The 16,898-nt window shown below is 61.5% G+C and carries 15 protein-coding genes; 5 read left to right on the forward strand and 10 right to left on the reverse strand.

The window, feature by feature from the left end; translation table 11 throughout:
- Positions 1-3: 3 nt before the first annotated feature.
- From IF189_RS11230 to gloB, 7 genes are all read right to left on the reverse strand, one after another.
- The gene (locus tag IF189_RS11230) at positions 4-1,614 is read right to left on the reverse strand and encodes an ABC transporter ATP-binding protein (RefSeq protein WP_134827261.1); all 1,611 of its coding nucleotides are present in this window, start codon (positions 1,612-1,614) and stop codon (positions 4-6) included.
- Between the two features lies 1 nt (position 1,615).
- Positions 1,616-2,635, reverse strand: coding sequence for an ABC transporter permease (locus tag IF189_RS11235; protein ID WP_085708601.1), 1,020 nt, complete (start codon positions 2,633-2,635; stop codon positions 1,616-1,618).
- A 1-nt stretch (position 2,636) separates the two neighbouring features.
- Positions 2,637-3,710, reverse strand: a complete 1,074-nt coding sequence (locus IF189_RS11240; RefSeq protein ID WP_085708600.1) for a microcin C ABC transporter permease YejB — start codon at positions 3,708-3,710, stop codon at positions 2,637-2,639.
- Positions 3,711-3,714: 4 nt separating this feature from the next.
- Positions 3,715-5,556, reverse strand: coding sequence for an extracellular solute-binding protein (locus tag IF189_RS11245; RefSeq protein WP_192553297.1), 1,842 nt, complete (start codon positions 5,554-5,556; stop codon positions 3,715-3,717).
- Positions 5,553-7,385, reverse strand: coding sequence for an extracellular solute-binding protein (locus IF189_RS11250; protein ID WP_134827258.1), 1,833 nt, complete (start codon positions 7,383-7,385; stop codon positions 5,553-5,555). The genes IF189_RS11245 and IF189_RS11250 overlap by 4 nt, the downstream gene beginning before the upstream one ends.
- Before the next feature lie 165 nt (positions 7,386-7,550).
- The gene (locus tag IF189_RS11255) at positions 7,551-9,017 is read right to left on the reverse strand and encodes a transglycosylase SLT domain-containing protein (RefSeq protein ID WP_114882287.1); all 1,467 of its coding nucleotides are present in this window, start codon (positions 9,015-9,017) and stop codon (positions 7,551-7,553) included.
- 99 nt (positions 9,018-9,116) lie between these two features.
- A complete protein-coding gene (gene gloB, locus IF189_RS11260; protein ID WP_134827257.1) occupies positions 9,117-9,884 on the reverse strand; it encodes a hydroxyacylglutathione hydrolase in 768 nt (255 codons plus the stop codon).
- A 65-nt stretch (positions 9,885-9,949) separates the two neighbouring features.
- On the opposite strand from gloB, the gene IF189_RS11265 reads away from it, so the two are divergent.
- Both IF189_RS11265 and rnhA read left to right on the forward strand, forming a co-directional pair.
- Positions 9,950-10,708: a methyltransferase domain-containing protein gene (locus tag IF189_RS11265; RefSeq protein WP_085708596.1), complete on the forward strand. Its 759-nt coding sequence runs from the start codon at positions 9,950-9,952 to the stop codon at positions 10,706-10,708.
- Between the two features lie 90 nt (positions 10,709-10,798).
- Positions 10,799-11,260, forward strand: a complete 462-nt coding sequence (rnhA, locus tag IF189_RS11270; protein ID WP_039770807.1) for a ribonuclease HI — start codon at positions 10,799-10,801, stop codon at positions 11,258-11,260.
- Here rnhA and IF189_RS11275 read toward each other — a convergent pair whose 3' ends face one another.
- The gene (locus IF189_RS11275; protein ID WP_192553298.1) at positions 11,261-11,566 is read right to left on the reverse strand and encodes a DUF2388 domain-containing protein; all 306 of its coding nucleotides are present in this window, start codon (positions 11,564-11,566) and stop codon (positions 11,261-11,263) included. It abuts the gene before it with no gap.
- Between the two features lie 188 nt (positions 11,567-11,754).
- Between IF189_RS11275 and dnaQ the strand changes: the two genes are divergently transcribed.
- The 3 genes from dnaQ (at position 11,755) to IF189_RS11290 (ending at position 15,552) form a co-directional block, all read left to right on the forward strand.
- A complete protein-coding gene (gene dnaQ, locus IF189_RS11280) occupies positions 11,755-12,513 on the forward strand; it encodes a DNA polymerase III subunit epsilon (RefSeq protein WP_085708594.1) in 759 nt (252 codons plus the stop codon).
- A 154-nt stretch (positions 12,514-12,667) separates the two neighbouring features.
- A complete protein-coding gene (locus IF189_RS11285) occupies positions 12,668-14,923 on the forward strand; it encodes an Orn/Lys/Arg decarboxylase N-terminal domain-containing protein (RefSeq protein ID WP_134827255.1) in 2,256 nt (751 codons plus the stop codon).
- 14 nt (positions 14,924-14,937) lie between these two features.
- On the forward strand, positions 14,938-15,552 hold the full coding sequence (locus tag IF189_RS11290; protein WP_085708592.1) for a GNAT family N-acetyltransferase: 615 nt from the start codon (positions 14,938-14,940) through the stop codon (positions 15,550-15,552).
- Here IF189_RS11290 and IF189_RS11295 read toward each other — a convergent pair.
- A complete protein-coding gene (locus IF189_RS11295) occupies positions 15,518-16,411 on the reverse strand; it encodes a LysR family transcriptional regulator (protein WP_192553299.1) in 894 nt (297 codons plus the stop codon). The genes IF189_RS11290 and IF189_RS11295 overlap by 35 nt on opposite strands.
- Positions 16,412-16,496: 85 nt before the next feature.
- Positions 16,497-16,733, reverse strand: coding sequence for a hypothetical protein (locus IF189_RS11300; protein ID WP_085708590.1), 237 nt, complete (start codon positions 16,731-16,733; stop codon positions 16,497-16,499).
- Between the last annotated feature and the right edge of the window lie 165 nt (positions 16,734-16,898).

Consider the following 16,898-nt stretch of genomic DNA (forward strand, 5'->3'; position numbering starts at 1 on the left):
AGGTTATTGCGCAGTGGCTGGTGCCAGAAAAGCGGCTTCCAGCAACTGCTGTGTATACGGATGTTGGGGGGCGGCAAAAATACTTTGCGCGTCTCCCTGTTCGACCACTTGGCCATGCTTGACCACCATCAACTGGTGGCTCAGCGCTTTCACAACAGCCAGATCATGGCTGATGAACAAATACGTCAGGTTGTACTTGGCTTGCAGTGAACGCAACAGCTCCACCACTTGCCGCTGCACCGTCCGGTCGAGGGCCGAAGTCGGCTCGTCCAGCAGGATCAGCGCCGGTTTGAGCACCAAAGCCCGGGCAATGGCGATACGCTGCCGCTGCCCACCGGAAAATTCGTGGGGGTAGCGGTGCCGGGTTTCCGGATCCAGACCTACCTCCTTCAATGCCGCAATGATCGCCGCTTCCTGCTCGGCGGCGGTGCCCATCTTGTGAATCCGCAGGCCTTCGCCAACGATGTCGCTCACGCACATCCGCGGGCTCAGGCTGCCGAACGGGTCCTGGAACACCACCTGCATCTCCCGACGCAACGGGCGAACCTCGTTCTGCGTCAGGCAGTCTAGCTGCTTGCCCTCAAAACGGATCGCGCCTTTGCTGCCGATCAACCGCAAAATCGCCAGGCCCAGGGTGGATTTGCCGGAACCGCTTTCCCCCACGATCCCCAGAGTCTGACCCTGAGGCAGGCTGAAATTGATGCCGTCCACTGCCTTGACGTGATCCACCGTGCGCTTGAGCAGGCCTTTCTTGATCGGGAACCAGACTTTCAAGTCCTCGACCTGCAACAGCGGCGCGCCGATTTTATTGCTCGCCGGGCCTCCGCTGGGCTCCGCCGCCAGCAGCTCCCGAGTGTACGGATGCTGCGGAGAACGGAACAGCTCTGCGCACGATGCCTGTTCGACGATGCAACCGCGCTGCATGACACATACGCGATGCGCAATTCTTCGCACCAGGTTCAAATCGTGACTGATCAGTAGCAGCGCCATGCCCAATCGAGCCTGCAATTCCTTGAGCAGGTCGAGGATTTTCAGCTGAACGGTCACGTCCAGTGCGGTGGTCGGCTCGTCGGCAATCAGCAGTTCCGGCTCGTTGGCCAAGGCCATGGCGATCATCACCCGCTGGCGCTGGCCGCCGGACAACTCGTGGGGCAGGGCCTTGAGGCGCTTGTGCGGCTCGGGAATGCCGACCATTTCCAGCAGCTCCAGCGTGCGCTTGGTCGCGACCTTGCCGGTCAGGCCTTTGTGGATGCCGAGGATCTCGTTGATCTGTTTTTCGATGGAGTGCAGCGGGTTAAGCGAGGTCATCGGCTCCTGGAAGATCATCGCGATCCGGTTGCCACGGATGTGACGGATGGTCTTTTCGCTCAGTTCCAGCAGGTTCTGCCCGGAATAGGTGATGCTGCCGGCCGGATGCCGGGCCAGCGGGTAGGGCAGCAGGCGCAGGATCGAGTGCGCCGTCACCGACTTGCCCGAGCCGGATTCGCCCACCAGCGCCAGGGTCTCGCCACGCTTGATGTCGAAACTCACACCTTCGACCACCCGATGGGCGCGATCGCCCGTGCCAAACTCGACGGCGAGGTCGCGGATTTCGATCAGATTGTCCTGATTCATTTCACTTCCTCGGGTCGAAGGCATCGCGAGCGGACTCGCCGATAAACACCAGCAGGCTCAACATCAGCGCCAGCACCGCAAACGCGCTCATGCCCAGCCACGGCGCCTGCAGGTTGGATTTGCCCTGGGCCACCAGTTCACCCAGCGACGGACTGCCGGCCGGCAAGCCGAAGCCGAGGAAGTCCAGTGCGGTGAGGGTGCCGATGGCGCCAGTCAGGATGAACGGCATGAAGGTCATGGTCGAGACCATGGCGTTGGGCAGGATGTGGCGGAACATGATCGCGCCGTTCTGCATCCCCAGCGCCCGGGCCGCACGCACGTATTCGAGGTTGCGCCCGCGCAGGAACTCGGCGCGCACCACGTCCACCAGGCTCATCCACGAGAACAGCAGCATGATCCCCAGCAGCCACCAGAAATTCGGCTGGACGAAACTGGCGAGGATGATCAGCAGGTACAGCACCGGCAAACCCGACCAGATCTCCAGAAAGCGTTGGCCGGCCAGGTCGACCCAGCCGCCATAGAAGCCCTGCAACGCGCCGGCGATCACGCCGATGATCGAGCTGAGCACGGTCAACGTCAGGGCGAACAGCACGGAAATCCGGAAGCCGTAGATCACCCGCGCCAGCACATCGCGGCCCTGATCGTCAGTGCCCAGCAGGTTGACCGTCGACGGTGGGGCAGGGGCCGGGACTTTCAGGTCGTAGTTGATGCTCTGGTAACTGAACGGGATCGGCGCCCACAGCACCCACGCGTCCTTGGCCTTGAGCAGTTCCTGGATGTACGGGCTCTTGTAGTTGGCCTCCAGCGGGAATTCGCCGCCGAAGGTGGTTTCCGGATAGCGCTTGATCGCCGGGAAGTACCAGTTGTTGTCGTAGTGCACCACCAGCGGCTTGTCGTTGGCGATCAGTTCGGCGCCGAGGCTCAGGCCGAACAGGATCAGGAACAGCCACAACGACCACCAGCCACGCTTGTTGGCCTTGAACAGTTCGAAGCGCCGGCGGTTGAGCGGGGACAGGTTCATCTCAATGCTCCCGGCTGGCGAAGTCGATGCGCGGATCGACCAGGGTGTAGGTGAGGTCGCCGATCAGTTTCACCACCAGCCCCAGCAGGGTGAAGATGAACAGGGTGCCGAACACCACCGGGTAATCGCGGTTGATCGCCGCTTCGAAACTCATCAGGCCGAGGCCGTCGAGGGAGAAGATCACTTCCACCAGTAACGAGCCGGTGAAGAAGATCCCGATGAACGCCGACGGGAATCCGGCGATCACCAGCAGCATGGCGTTGCGGAATACGTGACCGTAAAGCACGCGATGGCGGGTCAGGCCCTTGGCTTTGGCCGTGACCACGTACTGCTTGTTGATCTCGTCGAGAAAGCTGTTCTTGGTCAGCAGGGTCATGGTCGCAAAGTTGCCTATCACCAGTGCCGTCACCGGCAGCGCCAGGTGCCAGAAGTAGTCGAGGACCTTGCCGCCCAGGCTCAACTCGTCAAAGTTGTTCGAGGTCAGGCCGCGTAGCGGAAACCAGTCCAGATAACTGCCGCCGGCAAACACAACGATCAGCAGAATCGCAAAGAGGAACGCCGGGATCGCATAACCGACGATGATCGCCGAACTGGTCCAGACGTCGAAGTGACTGCCATGCCGCGTGGCCTTGGCGATCCCCAGCGGGATCGACACCAGGTACATGATCAGCGTGCTCCACAGCCCCAGCGAGATCGACACCGGCATCTTTTCCTTGATCAGGTCGATGACCTTGGCGTCGCGGAAGAAGCTGTCGCCGAAGTCCAGCCGCGCATAGTTCTTGACCATGATCCACAGCCGTTCCGGCGCCGACTTGTCGAAACCGTACATATGCTCGATTTCCTTGATCAGCGCCGGGTCCAGACCTTGCGCGCCGCGATAGGCGGAGCCGGCCACCGACACTTCGGCGCCGCCGCCGGCGATGCGGCTGGTGGCGCCTTCGAAGCCCTCGAGCTTGGCGATCATCTGCTCCACCGGCCCGCCGGGCGCGGCCTGGATGATCACGAAGTTGATCAGCAGAATGCCGAACAGGGTCGGGATGATCAGCAACAGTCGCCGAAAAATATACGCCAGCATCTGATTACTCCGTGCCCACAGGGTCGGCTTGCAGTTGGGTTTGCACTTCTACCGCAGGTTTCGTGTCGGGCTTGACCCACCAGGTATTAATGCCGATGTCGTACTTGGGGGAGACTTTCGGATGGCCGATGTGGTTCCAGTAAGCCACGCGCCAGGTCTTGATGTGCCAGTTGGGGATCACGTAGTAACCCCATTGCAGCACGCGGTCCAGTGCCCGGGCGTGGGCCACCAGGCTTTTGCGCGAGTCGGCGTTGATCAGGCTCTCGACCAGATGATCGACGATCGGGTCTTTCAGGCCCATGGAGTTGCGGCTGCTCGGTTTGTCGGCGGCGGCACTCATCCAGAACTCCCGTTGTTCGTTGCCCGGTGAGTTGGATTGCGGGAAGCTGCCGACGATCATGTCGAAATCCCGCGAACGCACGCGGTTGACGTATTGCGAGACGTCGACGCGGCGGATCACCAGATCGATGCCAAGGTCGGCGAGGTTGCGCTTGAACGGCAGCAGCACCCGCTCGAATTCGGTCTGGGCCAGCAGGAACTCGATGACCACCGGTTTGCCGGTGGTGTCGACCATTTTGTCGTCGACGATCTTCCAGCCGGCCTCTTGCAGCAGTTGATAGGCTTCGCGTTGCTGCAGGCGGATCATGCCGCTGGCATCGGTTTTCGGGTTTTCGAAGGCTTCGCTGAACACCTGCGCCGGGAGCTGGCGGCGGAACGGGTCGAGAATCGCCAGTTGATCGGCGTCCGGCAGGCCGGTGGCGGCCATTTCCGAGTTTTCGAAGTAGCTGCGCGTACGCACGTAGGCGCTGTTGAACAGCTGCTTGTTGGTCCATTCGAAGTCGAGCAGCAGACCCAGCGCCTGACGCACACGAACGTCCTGGAACACCGGGCGGCGCAGGTTGAAGACGAAACCCTGCATGCCGGTCGGGTTGCCGTTGGGGATCAGTTCCTTGACCAGTCGGCCTTCGGTGACCGCGGGGATGTTGTAGGCGTTGGCCCAGTTCTTCGCGGTCATTTCCAGCCAGTAGTCGAACTGGCCGGCCTTCAGCGCTTCCAGGGCGACGGTGTTGTCGCGGTAGTAGTCGGTGGTCATCACATCGAAATTGTAGAAGCCGCGATTGACCGGCAGGTCCTTGCCCCAGTAATCCTTGACCCGCTCGTAACGTACCGAGCGCCCGGCCTTCACTTCGGCGACCTTGTACGGGCCGCTGCCCAGCGGGATTTCCAGATTGCCCTTGTTGAAATCGCGAGTGGCCCACCAGTGTTTCGGCAGCACCGGCAACTGGCCGAGGATCAGCGGCAGCTCGCGATTGTTGTTGTGCTTGAACTTGAACAGCACCGTCAGCGGGTCTTCGGCGACGGCCTCTTCGACGTCGCTGTAGTAACCGCGAAACATCGGCGAGCCTTCCTTCGTCAGGGTCTCGAAGCTGAACACCACGTCTTCGGCGCGCACCGGGTGACCGTCATGGAAGCGTGCTTCGGGGCGCAGGTAGAAACGCACCCAGCTGTTGTCCGGGGCCTTTTCGATCTTGCCGGCGATCAGGCCGTACTCGGTGAACGGCTCGTCGAGGCTGTGCCGGGTCAGGGTGTCGTAGATCTGCCCGACATCGTCCGCCGGCACGCCTTTGCTGATGAACGGGTTCAGGCTGTCGAAGCCGCCGAAACCGGCCTGACGGAAAACCCCGCCCTTGGGCGCATTGGGGTCGACGTAATCGAAATGCTTGAAATCGGCGGGGTATTTCGGCGGCTCGTTGTACAGGGTCACGGCGTGTTGCGGGGCGGCGCAGGCCAGCCCGGCGAACAACAGGCCGCAAGCCTGCACGAGCAGGGTGCGAACGGCGTTCATTGACCTTTCTCCGAAGATTTCAGCCACCACGCGCTCAGGCCCAGGGTGTAGGGCGGCGTGGTGACGAAGGCGAACCGGTTGCGGTACGCCAGACGGTGATAATTGAGGTACCAGTTGGGAATGCTGTAGTGCTGCCAGAGCAACACACGGTCCAGCGCCTTGCCGGCGGCGACCTGTTCATCGCGGGTGCGGGCGGCGAGCAATTGCTCGAGCAGATGGTCGACCACCGGGTTGGCGATGCCCGCGTAATTCTTGCTGCCTTTGACCCCGACCTGGCTGGAGTGGAAGTACTGCCACTGTTCCAGCCCCGGGCTGAGGGTCTGGTTGAGGGTCATGAGGATCATGTCGAAGTCGAACTGATCCAGGCGCTGCTTGTATTGCGCGCGATCCACCGTGCGCAGGCGCGCGTCGATGCCGATGCTGTTGAGGTTTTCAATGTACGGCTGGAGGATCCGCTCAAGGTTCGGGTTGACCAGCAGCAGTTCGAAGCTCAGCGGTTGGCCGGAAGTGTTCTGCAAGCGCTGGCCATTGAGCTTCCAGCCGGCCTCGGCCAGCAGTGCCAGGGCCTTGCGCATGGTTTCCCGGGGAATGCCGCGCCCGTCAGTCTTTGGTAGCGTGAACGGCTCGGTGAACAGCCGGGCGGGCAGTTGATCCTTGTAGGGCTTGAGCATCAGCCATTCGTGACCGACGGGCAGACCGCTGGCGCTGAATTCGCTGTTCGGGTAGTAGCTGGTGGTGCGTTGGTAGGCGTCGCTGAACAGCGCGCGGTTGGTCCACTCGAAGTCGAACATCAGGCCCAGGGCTTCGCGGGTCTTGACGTCCGCGAAGGTGGCTCGCCGGGTGTTCATGAACAGGCCCTGGCTCTGGGTCGGGATCTGGTGCGGGATCTGCGCCTTGATCACGTCGCCACGACGCACGGCCGGGAAGTTGTAGCCATTGGCCCAGTTCTTCGCCTGATGCTCGATATAGATGTCGAACTCGCCGGCCTTGAACGCTTCGAAGGCCACGTCGCTGTCGCGATAGAACTCGACTTCCATGCGATCGAAGTTGTATTTGCCGCGATTGACCGGCAAGTCCTTGCCCCAGTAATCCTTGACCCGTTCGAAAATCAGCTGTCGCCCCGGCGTCACCGAGGTGATGCGATAAGGCCCGCTGCCCAATGGCGGCTCGAAGGTGGTGGCCTTGAAGTCACGGCCCTTCCAGTAATGCTGGGGCAGCACCGGCAACTCGCCCAGGCGCAGGATCAGCAGCGGATTGCCCGAGCGCTTCATGATGAAGCGAATGCGCTGCGGGTTGAGGATGTCGACCCGCGACACTTCCTGAAGCGCCGTGCGGTACAGCGGATGACCTTCCTTGAGCAGCGTCCGATAGGAGAACGCCACGTCGTAGGCGGTGATCGGTGTGCCATCGTGGAAGCGCGCTTCCGGGCGCAGGTTGAACACCACCCAGCTGCGGTCCTCGCTGTACTCCACCGACTGGGCGATCAGGCCATAGCTGGAGGCCGGCTCGTCGCCGGACGGCGAATACTGGCCGGTGCCGACCATCAGCGGCTCGTTCAGCTCGTTGATGCCGTACTGCAGGAAATTCGGAGTGGTGACCGGGCTGGTGCCCTTGAAGGTGTAAGGATTGAGCGTATCGAAGGTGCCAAACGCCATCACCCGCAAGGTGCCGCCCTTGGGCGCTTGCGGGTTGACCCAGTCGAAGTGGGTAAATCTGGCCGGGTACTTGAGCGTGCCGAACTGCGCATAACCGTGACTTTCGGTGATCGTCGCGCTGACGGGGGAGCTCAAGGCCAGGCTGATCAGGAGCAGGAGGAGGGGACGCTTCAAGTCAGATCCGATCCAGGCGGCTTGGGCTTTGTGGGCCGTACAGTAACAGCTTGTATGGACAGGAAAAAGACAGGGGCTTAATGCGCGGTTAATTGCGGCAGTGGTCTGCATTGCCAGCAAAAAATGACAGGCAAAAAAAAGCCCCTGAAATTCAGGGGCTCTTTGTCAGTGCGGCTGGTAGACCGTGAGCATCTGCCCAGGCTTGAGCGCCTTGCCGGCGCCCGGGTTCCAGCGCTTGAGATGCTGCATCTCGACGTTGAAACGCTTGGCAACAACATACAGCGTGTCGCCGCGCTGGACCTTGTACTGGGTCTGCTGCTTGCTGTCGTCCTTGGCTTTGCTCTTGGTGTTGGCCGCGATCACGGTGTTGATGCGCCCGCCGGACTTGCCGGCCGGGGTGCGTTTGGTGGTGTCCTGCATGACCAGGGTCTGGCCGACCTTGAGGTTCTTGCCGGTCAGCTTGTTCCAGCGTTGCAGGTCCTTGACGTCGACCTTGTTGGCCTTGGCGATGGAGCCGAGGTTGTCGCCGCGCTTGACCCGGTACGCACGCTTGAGCTTCGCGACTTCGGTCGGGTCGGCGCCTTCGAAGACCGGCTTCAGCGAACGAGGGCTGATCAGTTCTTCAGGACGCATGGTCTGCAGGCTGGCGGTCAGCAATTGCGCCTTCGAGGTCGGCACCAGCAGGTGCTGCGGGCCGTCGATGGTGGTGCGCTGCTTGAACGCCGGGTTGAGCTGGAACAGCTCGTCTTCGTCGATGTTGGCCACGGCGGCGACCTTGGACAGGTCCATGCGCTGGTTGATTTCGACGACCTGGAAGTAAGGTTCGTTGGCGATCGGGTTGAGGTTGACCCCGTAGGCTTCCGGCGACAGTACCACTTGCGACAGTGCCAGCAGTTTCGGCACGTAGGCCTGGGTTTCTGCCGGCAGTGGCAGGTTCCAGTAGTCGGTCGGCAGGCCGAGCTTTTCGTTGCGTTCGATGGCACGGCTGACCGTGCCTTCGCCGGCATTGTAGGCCGCCAGGGCCAGCAGCCAGTCGCCGTTGAACATGTCGTGCAGGCGGGTCAGGTAGTCCATCGCTGCCGTGGTCGAGGCGGTGATGTCGCGACGGCCATCGTAGAAACGGGTCTGGCGCAGGTTGTAGTAACGCCCGGTGGAAGGGATGAATTGCCAGAGCCCCACCGCGTCGGCCCGGGAATAGGCCATCGGGTTGTAGGCGCTTTCAATCACTGGCAGCAGGGCCAGTTCCAGCGGCATGTTGCGTTCTTCGAGGCGCTCGACGATGTAATGAATGTAGAGGCTGCCGCGTTCGCCGGCGTTCTCGAGAAAGGAAGGGTTACTGGCGAACCACAGGCGCTGTTGCTCGATGCGCGGGTTCACGCCCAGGCCTTCCTGAAGCTGAAAACCACCGCGCATGCGTTCCCAGATGTCCTGGGGCACCTGCGGGCTGGGCTTCTCGGACAACCAGATCGGCTTCTGCTTGGCTCGCGCAGCAATGTTCGGCGTATGGGTCGCTTCAGTCTGCGGAGCATGGCTGGAACAGCCCGCCAGTGTGGCGGACACAGCCACCGCGATGGCTTGCGCCAGGCGGGTCAATGCGTCTGAATTGACGGACTTACGTATGGATGACGACATTGGCTGGAAGTAAGTTCCGGGCAAAAATGTCGGGCGATTCTAGAAAGCGCACCCCCTGCGGTCAACCATTCAGCGTTTTTGTACCAAGTGGTGAACGGCTTAGAACTTATCTTTCCAAGCCCGCAGAGCCGCAAAAACCTCACTCGGCGCCCGGTTTTGAGCGCCATTCCGTTCGTCCACTTTTTGTGTAACTAATGTTTCACTGGTACGCAGAAACGGGTTTGTGAGCTTTTCCAGTGCGATGGTCGAGGGCAGGGTCATGACCCCGTTTTGCCGTTGCTGGCTGACTTTTTCCAGACGGGTGGCAATGTCCGGGTTGCCCGGCTCCACCGCAGCGGCGAATTTCAGGTTGCTCAGGGTGTATTCGTGGGTGCAGTAGACCAGCGTGTCTTCCGGCAGGGCCGCCAGACGACCGAGCGAGTGGTGCATCTGCTCCGGCGTGCCTTCGAACAACCGGCCGCAACCGGCGGCGAACAGGGTGTCGCCGCAGAACAGCAGGCCGTGGTGGTAATAGGCGATATGCCCCAGGGTGTGGCCGGGAACGGCGTAGACATCGAAATCCCAGCCGAGCACGCGAACCTTGTCGTTGTCCTTGAGCGCGACGTCCCGCCCCGGAATGCTTTCGCTGGCCGGACCGTAGACAGTAGCGCCCGTAGCCTTTTTAAGCGTCTCGACACCGCCGACATGATCATGGTGATGATGAGTGATCAGAATGTCGCCCAGCACCCAGCCCGGATGCGCGGCAAGCCACGCCTGCACGGGGGCGGCATCGCCCGGGTCGACCACCGCGCAACGCTGGGTGGCATGATCCTGTAACAACCAGATGTAGTTGTCGGTGAAGGCGGGCAGGGCACTGATCTGTATCATCTTCGGATTCGCCAAGCGGGTAACATTGGCGCATCTTAGAGGTTCCTGGCGTGTTGGAGAATGCAATGATCGATAAAGCGTTCGCTCAGGCCGATCCTGACTGGCTTGCCCTGATCGGGGCGGCCCGTGAATGGCTGTCCGGTCCCCTCGGACAATTTCTGCTGGACGAAGAGCGGCGCATGCTCGAAGACGAGCTTGGCCGGTTCTTCGGCGGCTATCTGGTGCATTACGGCCCTTCTGCGGAAACACCGCCGTCGGCACCGCAGGTTCAGCGCAACGTGCGGCTCGGTGCGCCGTTGCCCGGTGTCGAGATCGTCTGCGAAGAGCAGGCCTGGCCGTTGAGCGAGCACGCCGCCGACGTGGTGGTGTTGCAGCACGGTCTGGATTTCTGCCTGTCGCCCCATGGCCTGCTGCGTGAAGCGGCCAGCAGCGTGCGCCCCGGCGGGCACCTGCTGATCGTCGGCATCAATCCCTGGAGCACCTGGGGCCTGCGCCATGTGTTCGCCCATGACGCATTGCACCAGGCCCGCTGCATCTCGCCGTCGCGGGTCGCCGACTGGCTCAACCTGCTGGGCTTCGCGCTGGAGAAACGCCGCTTCGGGTGCTATCGTCCGCCGCTCGCGTCACCCAAGTGGCAGGCCCGTCTGGCCGGCTGGGAACGCAAGGCCGGCGACTGGCAACTGGCGGGCGGCGGTTTCTATCTGTTGGTCGCGCGCAAGATCGTGGTCGGCCTGCGTCCGGTGCGCCAGGAGCGCCGCGAGCCGATGGGCAAGCTGATTCCGCTGCCGATGGCCAAGGTCAACCGGCGCCGCATCGAACCGTAAACCTTCTTTTATTGTGGCCGGGTCTGTCCCGGCCCGGGCCGTTGTCGATCCGTGATCGGCGGGGCCAGGCATTTTTCTGGATAGATTGGCATGAGCGAAAGCGTCGATAGCGTAGAACTGTTCACTGACGGCGCCTGCAAGGGCAACCCCGGCCCGGGCGGCTGGGGCGCCTTGCTGGTGTGCAAGGGCGTCGAAAAGGAACTGTGGGGCGGCGAAGCCAACACCACCAACAACCGCATGGAGCTGCTCGGCGCGATTCGCGGCCTCGAAGCCCTCAAGCGTCCTTGCGAAGTGCTGCTGGTGACCGACTCGCAATACGTGATGAAAGGCATCAACGAGTGGATGGCCAACTGGAAGAAGCGCGGCTGGAAAACTGCGGCCAAAGAGCCGGTCAAGAACGCCGATCTATGGAAGGAACTGGACGAGCAGGTCAACCGCCACAAGGTCACCTGGAAATGGGTTCGCGGCCACATCGGCCACCACGGCAACGAACGGGCCGACCAGTTGGCCAACCGTGGGGTGGATGAAGTGCGCGGCTACAAGCAGGACTGATCAGAGCATCAGAATGGCGCTTGCCAGTTGCAGATCCGTGGCGTGCAGCTCTGGCACCAGGCTGCGAATCCGCTGGAATGCCGCCTCCATCTGCGCGCCACGAATGTCTCCATCGCTGGCCACGAAGGCCGCCGCATCGTCCTTGGCAGCCAGCACGATCTTGTCGTCCTTGAACGACCCGCTGGTGCCTTTGCTGGAGCTGAGCGTCAGGCTCAGGGTGATGTCGGTGCTGATGACAAAACTGGTGGCGTGCGCTTCAGCCGTTAGAAGGCAGGCGCCGAGCAATAGAAACCGTGCGGTCTTCATGAGGTGTTCGAGTCCGTGAGAAACAGGCCGCGCACGCTAACAAGCCGGTTTGCCCCAGACTTTATGAACATTGCTAATGATTGTTAAAAACTGCATGAGCGCCGATCACCCGGCGGTGCGCGACTCGCGCCACCAGCGTGTTAACATCGCCGCTTTTGCACGATTGACCCGTTGAGAGCTGAACACTGATGGCCACCAGATCCGTTGTACTCGATACCGAAACCACCGGCATGCCGGTGACCGATGGTCACCGGATCATTGAAATCGGTTGCGTTGAGCTGATCGGTCGGCGCCTGACGGGGCGGCACTTTCACGTCTACCTGCAGCCGGATCGCGAAAGCGACGAAGGCGCGATCGGCGTCCACGGCATCACCAACGAATTCCTGGTCGGCAAGCCGCGTTTCGCCGAAGTGGCCGATGAGTTCTTCGAGTTCATCAACGGCGCGCAGCTGATCATCCATAACGCGGCGTTCGACGTTGGCTTCATCAACAACGAATTCGCCCTGATGGGTCAGCAGGATCGCGCGGACATCACGCAGCACTGCACGATCCTCGACACCCTGATGATGGCCCGGGAGCGTCACCCGGGTCAGCGCAACAGCCTCGATGCCTTGTGCAAACGCTACGGCGTCGACAACTCCGGCCGTGAGCTGCACGGCGCATTGCTCGACTCGGAGATTCTCGCCGACGTCTACCTGACCATGACCGGTGGCCAGACCAGCCTGTCCCTGGCCGGTAACGCCTCCGACGGTAACGGCACGGGCGAGGGCGCTGACAACTCCGCCACCGAAATCCGCCGTCTGCCGGCGGATCGCAAGCCGGGGCGGATCATTCGTGCCACCGAAGCCGAACTGGCCGAGCACCAGGTACGACTGGAGATCATCGCCAAATCCGCTGGCGCACCGGCGCTGTGGACGCAGTTGCTGGAAGCCGAAGCCCAGGCGTAAAACGCAAAGGATCGTCCGAAGGCGCTGGCCGCGTCCGGACGATCCTTTGTTTTTGGCAGTACTGACAACTGGCCACCCTCGCCACATCCGCTCCGACCCTCTACCCTGAGGACATTGGCAGATCACTCTCCGCCGCCTCAGGACACTGAGTCTCATGTACAAAGATCTGAAGTTCCCGGTGTTGATCGTCCACCGCGACATCAAGGCCGACACGGTTGCCGGCGAGCGCATTCGCGGCATTGCCCATGAGCTTGAGCAGGAAGGTTTCAGCATCGTTTCGGCCACGGACTACACCGAGGGCCGGCTGGTGGCGTCGACCCACCATGGTCTGGCGTGCATGTTGATTGCCGCCGAAGACGCCAGCACCAATTCCCATTTGTTACAGAACATGGCCGAACTGATCGGTCTGGCCCGGGTTCGGGCGCCGGATCTGCCGATTTTCGCCCTCGGCGAGCAGGTCACCCTGGAAAACGCCCCGGCCGATGCCATGGCCGAACTGAATCAGTTGCGCGGCATTCTCTACCTGTTCGAAGACACCGTACCGTTTCTGGCCCGACAGGTTGCACGGGCGGCGCGCAAGTATCTGGACGGGTTGTTGCCGCCGTTCTTCAAGGCCTTGGTGCAGCACACCGCTGACTCCAATTATTCCTGGCACACCCCGGGGCATGGCGGCGGGGTGGCGTATCACAAGAGCCCGGTGGGGCAGGCGTTTCACCAGTTTTTCGGCGAAAACACCCTGCGTTCGGACTTGTCGGTGTCGGTGCCGGAGCTGGGCTCGCTGCTCGATCACACCGGGCCGCTGGCCGAAGCGGAAGCGCGGGCAGCGCGCAATTTCGGCGCCGATCACACCTTTTTCGTGATCAATGGCACTTCGACCGCCAACAAGATCGTCTGGCATTCGATGGTCGGGCGCGATGATCTGGTGCTGGTGGATCGCAACTGCCACAAGTCGGTGTTGCACGCGATCATCATGACCGGCGCGATTCCGCTGTACCTGTGCCCGGAGCGCAACGAGCTGGGGATCATCGGCCCGATTCCGTTGAGTGAGTTCAGCCGCGAATCGATCCAGGCCAAGATCGATGCGAGTCCGCTGACCAAGGGTCGGGAGCCGAAAGTCAAACTCGCCGTGGTCACCAACTCCACTTACGACGGCCTCTGCTACAACGCCGAACTGATCAAGCAGAGCCTGGGCAACAGCGTCGAGGTCCTGCATTTCGACGAAGCCTGGTACGCCTACGCGGCGTTTCACGAATTCTTTGCCGGACGCTACGGCATGGCCACCTCGCGCAGTGCCGACAGCCCGCTGGTGTTCACCACCCATTCCACCCATAAATTATTGGCGGCATTCAGTCAGGCTTCGATGATTCATGTGCAGGACGGCGGCGCACGGCAACTGGATCGCGACCGTTTTAACGAAGCGTTCATGATGCATATCTCGACGTCGCCGCAGTACAGCATCATCGCTTCGCTGGACGTGGCCTCGGCCATGATGGAAGGCCCGGCCGGGCGTTCGCTGTTGCAGGAAACCTTCGATGAAGCCCTGAGCTTTCGCCGGGCGCTGGCCAATCTGCGGCAACACATCGACGCCAATGACTGGTGGTTTTCGATCTGGCAGCCGCCGGGTGTCGAGGGCATTGACCGGGTGCAGACCGAAGACTGGCTGCTGAAGCCCGAGGCGGACTGGCATGGCTTCGGCGAGGTCAGCGACGACTACGTGCTGCTCGATCCGATCAAGGTCACCCTGGTGATGCCCGGCCTGACCGCTGGCGGCGCGCTGAGCGACAAGGGCATTCCGGCGGCGGTGGTCAGTCGGTTTCTCTGGGAGCGCGGACTGGTGGTGGAGAAAACCGGGCTCTATTCGTTTCTGGTGCTGTTCTCCATGGGCATCACCAAGGGCAAGTGGAGCACGCTGCTGACCGAGCTTTTGGAGTTCAAGCGCAGCTACGACGCCAACGTCAGCCTCGACACCTGCCTGAAGTGTGTCGCCCAGGAAGACCCGGCGCGTTATCGCGGCATGGGCCTGCGCGATCTGTGCGACCAGCTCCATGCCTGTTACCGCAGCAACGCCACCGCAAGACACCTCAAACGCATGTACACCGTGCTGCCGGAAATCGCCATGAAACCGGCCCACGCCTACGATCAACTGGTGCGCGGCGAAGTCGAGGCGGTACCGATCGATGAGCTGGAGGGGCGGGTCGCCGCGGTGATGCTGGTGCCTTACCCGCCGGGAATTCCGTTAATCATGCCCGGCGAGCGTTTTACCGAATCCACTCGATCGATCATCGATTACCTGAAGTTTGCCCGCACGTTCGATGCGAGTTTTCCGGGTTTCGTGGTCGATGTGCACGGACTGCAACACGAAGACGAGGGCAATGGACGGCACTACACCGTCGATTGCGTCAAGGAATGAGGGCGTTTCCCAGTATGCAACCGGTCATGAATCCAAAATACCCCGGGCTGTCGGTGCGCGTTGCCGACGACGGCTTTGCCGCCTATATCTGGGGCAGCGATTTCAGTTTTGAGGTCGCCGCCTATGGCGCGGCCGAAATCGGCAAACCCGTCGCGCAGTGGGGCGTGACGCCGATCGTGCCGTACCGCAAGTGCTACGGCATCGACCCGGAAGAGTTCAGCAGTTTTCGCGATGCCGCCGACAGTGCGATTTTCATGGCGTATCTGGAGGACCAGCCGGTAGGGCATCTGGTGATCAGTACCAACTGGAATGGTTTTGCCCATATCGATGAGCTGGCGGTGCATGCGCCGGCGCGGCGCCATGGTGTGGCCAAGGCTTTGCTCGATGTTGCGCAGTTCTGGAGCCGCAAGAAAAAGCTGCCGGGGATCATGCTCGAGACCCAGAACAACAACCTCGGTGCCTGTCGCCTGTATGAGCGTTGCGGTTATGTGATCGGTGGCATCGACCATCTGCGTTATCGCGGTATCGACCCGAACACCGCCGAGGTGGCGTTGTTCTGGTATCGATTGTTCGATAATCCGCTGGAAAATCCGATCAGCTCGCCAGCATCGCCTCGGCTTGTTCCGTGACGATACCCAGCAATGTCTGGACTGCCGATGTCGGCGGCGCGTGCTTGAAGGTCAGTGCATAGAGGCTGACCGGCACTGCCGGTGACAACGGACAAGTATCGATCCCACTGGCCCGGGCACCCAGAGCAGTGAACGGGTCGACGATGGCTAGGCCTTCACCGGCCTCGACCATGCTGCGCATCATCTGATGGGTCTGCACCCGGGTGTGGATGCTCGGTGCCGGGCGCAAGGCCTGGAGTTTGTGCTCCAGCGCCGGACTCAACGGGTCCTGGCCTTCGAGGCCGACCATTGCCTGACCGGCCAGGTCCTGCAGCGAAATGTACTTCTGCTTCGGTTGCAGCCAGCCGTGAGGCGCGAGCAATTGCAGCTTGCCTTGGGCCAGCGGCTGGCAATGGATATCGGGATGTTCGGGATCGTGCAGGCTCAGTCCCAGATCGCTCTCGCGCAGCAACAGACTGCGAACGATGTGGCGGGTGGGTTCACTGAGCAGCGTGCAGGGCACGTCCGGCAGGCGTCGGCGCAATGCGGCGAGGCTTTGCGGCAGCAGCTGCTGGGCCAGCGGCGGGGTGCCGATGATTCGAAGGGGTGGGGCGAGGTATTGCTTGAGACTGCTGGCCAACCGTTGCACCGGTTCCAGCGCGTCATAGATGTGGGCGATTTCAACTTGCAGCGCACGGGCTTCGGCCGTGGCCTGAAGCCGCCCGCGCACGCTGGCGAACAGCATGAAACCCAACTGACTCTCGGCTTCGCGCAGTCGCTCCTCGACATCGTCCGCCGGCAATTGCAGCCATTCGGCGGCGGTGCCCACGTGACCCGTCTGTAAAAGCGCCTGTATCACCTCGATATGACGTAAACGCATGCGTGAAGTCCATGTCCGGCCGTTGGGGTCAGTGGCTGAATCCTACCCCAACTCGGCGCGGATGACTTCTGCTCATAACGATCGGTTATGAAGCGACAGTCGGCTCGGGTTCGCGAATCAACGTGATGCCCGACTGAACCAGCAGGAATTCGTTGTCGTCGATTTTATTGACCCGATCGCCAATCGCCAGTTTGTAGGTTGTAACAGGCTCCATGCCGGTGAAACCGTCTGCCGACGGGTTGGATTCCTGGAACTCATGCACGGAATAAACGCGGCCTTCCGCATCTCTTGCATGGAACTGACCGACGAGTACTGCTGCCATCTGCTTAGAACCTCTGGAGATAAAACGCTTGATTTGCGGCTTGGTAGACCGCTATCGAGCTTGGTAAGTTTTCCTACAGGAAAAAAATAATCCGGACGCGGGAAATATCCCTCGTCGTCTGGTGGAATCGTCGTTGGATCATCTATAACTACAGGCTCCTCCCAC

The organism is Pseudomonas sp. IzPS59 (assembly GCF_014863505.1).
Lineage (GTDB): Bacteria > Pseudomonadota > Gammaproteobacteria > Pseudomonadales > Pseudomonadaceae > Aquipseudomonas > Aquipseudomonas kribbensis.

Coding starts and splice junctions, on each gene's coding strand:
- IF189_RS11300 (WP_085708590.1), bottom strand. CDS start 16,733: ATGGCAGCAGTACTCGTCGGTCAGTTCCATGCAAGAGATGCGGAAGGC.
- dnaQ (WP_085708594.1), top strand. CDS start 11,755: ATGGCCACCAGATCCGTTGTACTCGATACCGAAACCACCGGCATGCCG.
- IF189_RS11265 (WP_085708596.1), top strand. CDS start 9,950: ATGATCGATAAAGCGTTCGCTCAGGCCGATCCTGACTGGCTTGCCCTG.
- IF189_RS11230 (WP_134827261.1), bottom strand. CDS start 1,614: ATGAATCAGGACAATCTGATCGAAATCCGCGACCTCGCCGTCGAGTTT.
- IF189_RS11255 (WP_114882287.1), bottom strand. CDS start 9,017: ATGTCGTCATCCATACGTAAGTCCGTCAATTCAGACGCATTGACCCGC.
- IF189_RS11235 (WP_085708601.1), bottom strand. CDS start 2,635: ATGAACCTGTCCCCGCTCAACCGCCGGCGCTTCGAACTGTTCAAGGCC.
- IF189_RS11275 (WP_192553298.1), bottom strand. CDS start 11,566: ATGAAGACCGCACGGTTTCTATTGCTCGGCGCCTGCCTTCTAACGGCT.
- IF189_RS11290 (WP_085708592.1), top strand. CDS start 14,938: ATGCAACCGGTCATGAATCCAAAATACCCCGGGCTGTCGGTGCGCGTT.
- IF189_RS11240 (WP_085708600.1), bottom strand. CDS start 3,710: ATGCTGGCGTATATTTTTCGGCGACTGTTGCTGATCATCCCGACCCTG.
- IF189_RS11285 (WP_134827255.1), top strand. CDS start 12,668: ATGTACAAAGATCTGAAGTTCCCGGTGTTGATCGTCCACCGCGACATC.
- gloB (WP_134827257.1), bottom strand. CDS start 9,884: ATGATACAGATCAGTGCCCTGCCCGCCTTCACCGACAACTACATCTGG.
- rnhA (WP_039770807.1), top strand. CDS start 10,799: ATGAGCGAAAGCGTCGATAGCGTAGAACTGTTCACTGACGGCGCCTGC.
- IF189_RS11295 (WP_192553299.1), bottom strand. CDS start 16,411: ATGCGTTTACGTCATATCGAGGTGATACAGGCGCTTTTACAGACGGGT.
- IF189_RS11245 (WP_192553297.1), bottom strand. CDS start 5,556: ATGAACGCCGTTCGCACCCTGCTCGTGCAGGCTTGCGGCCTGTTGTTC.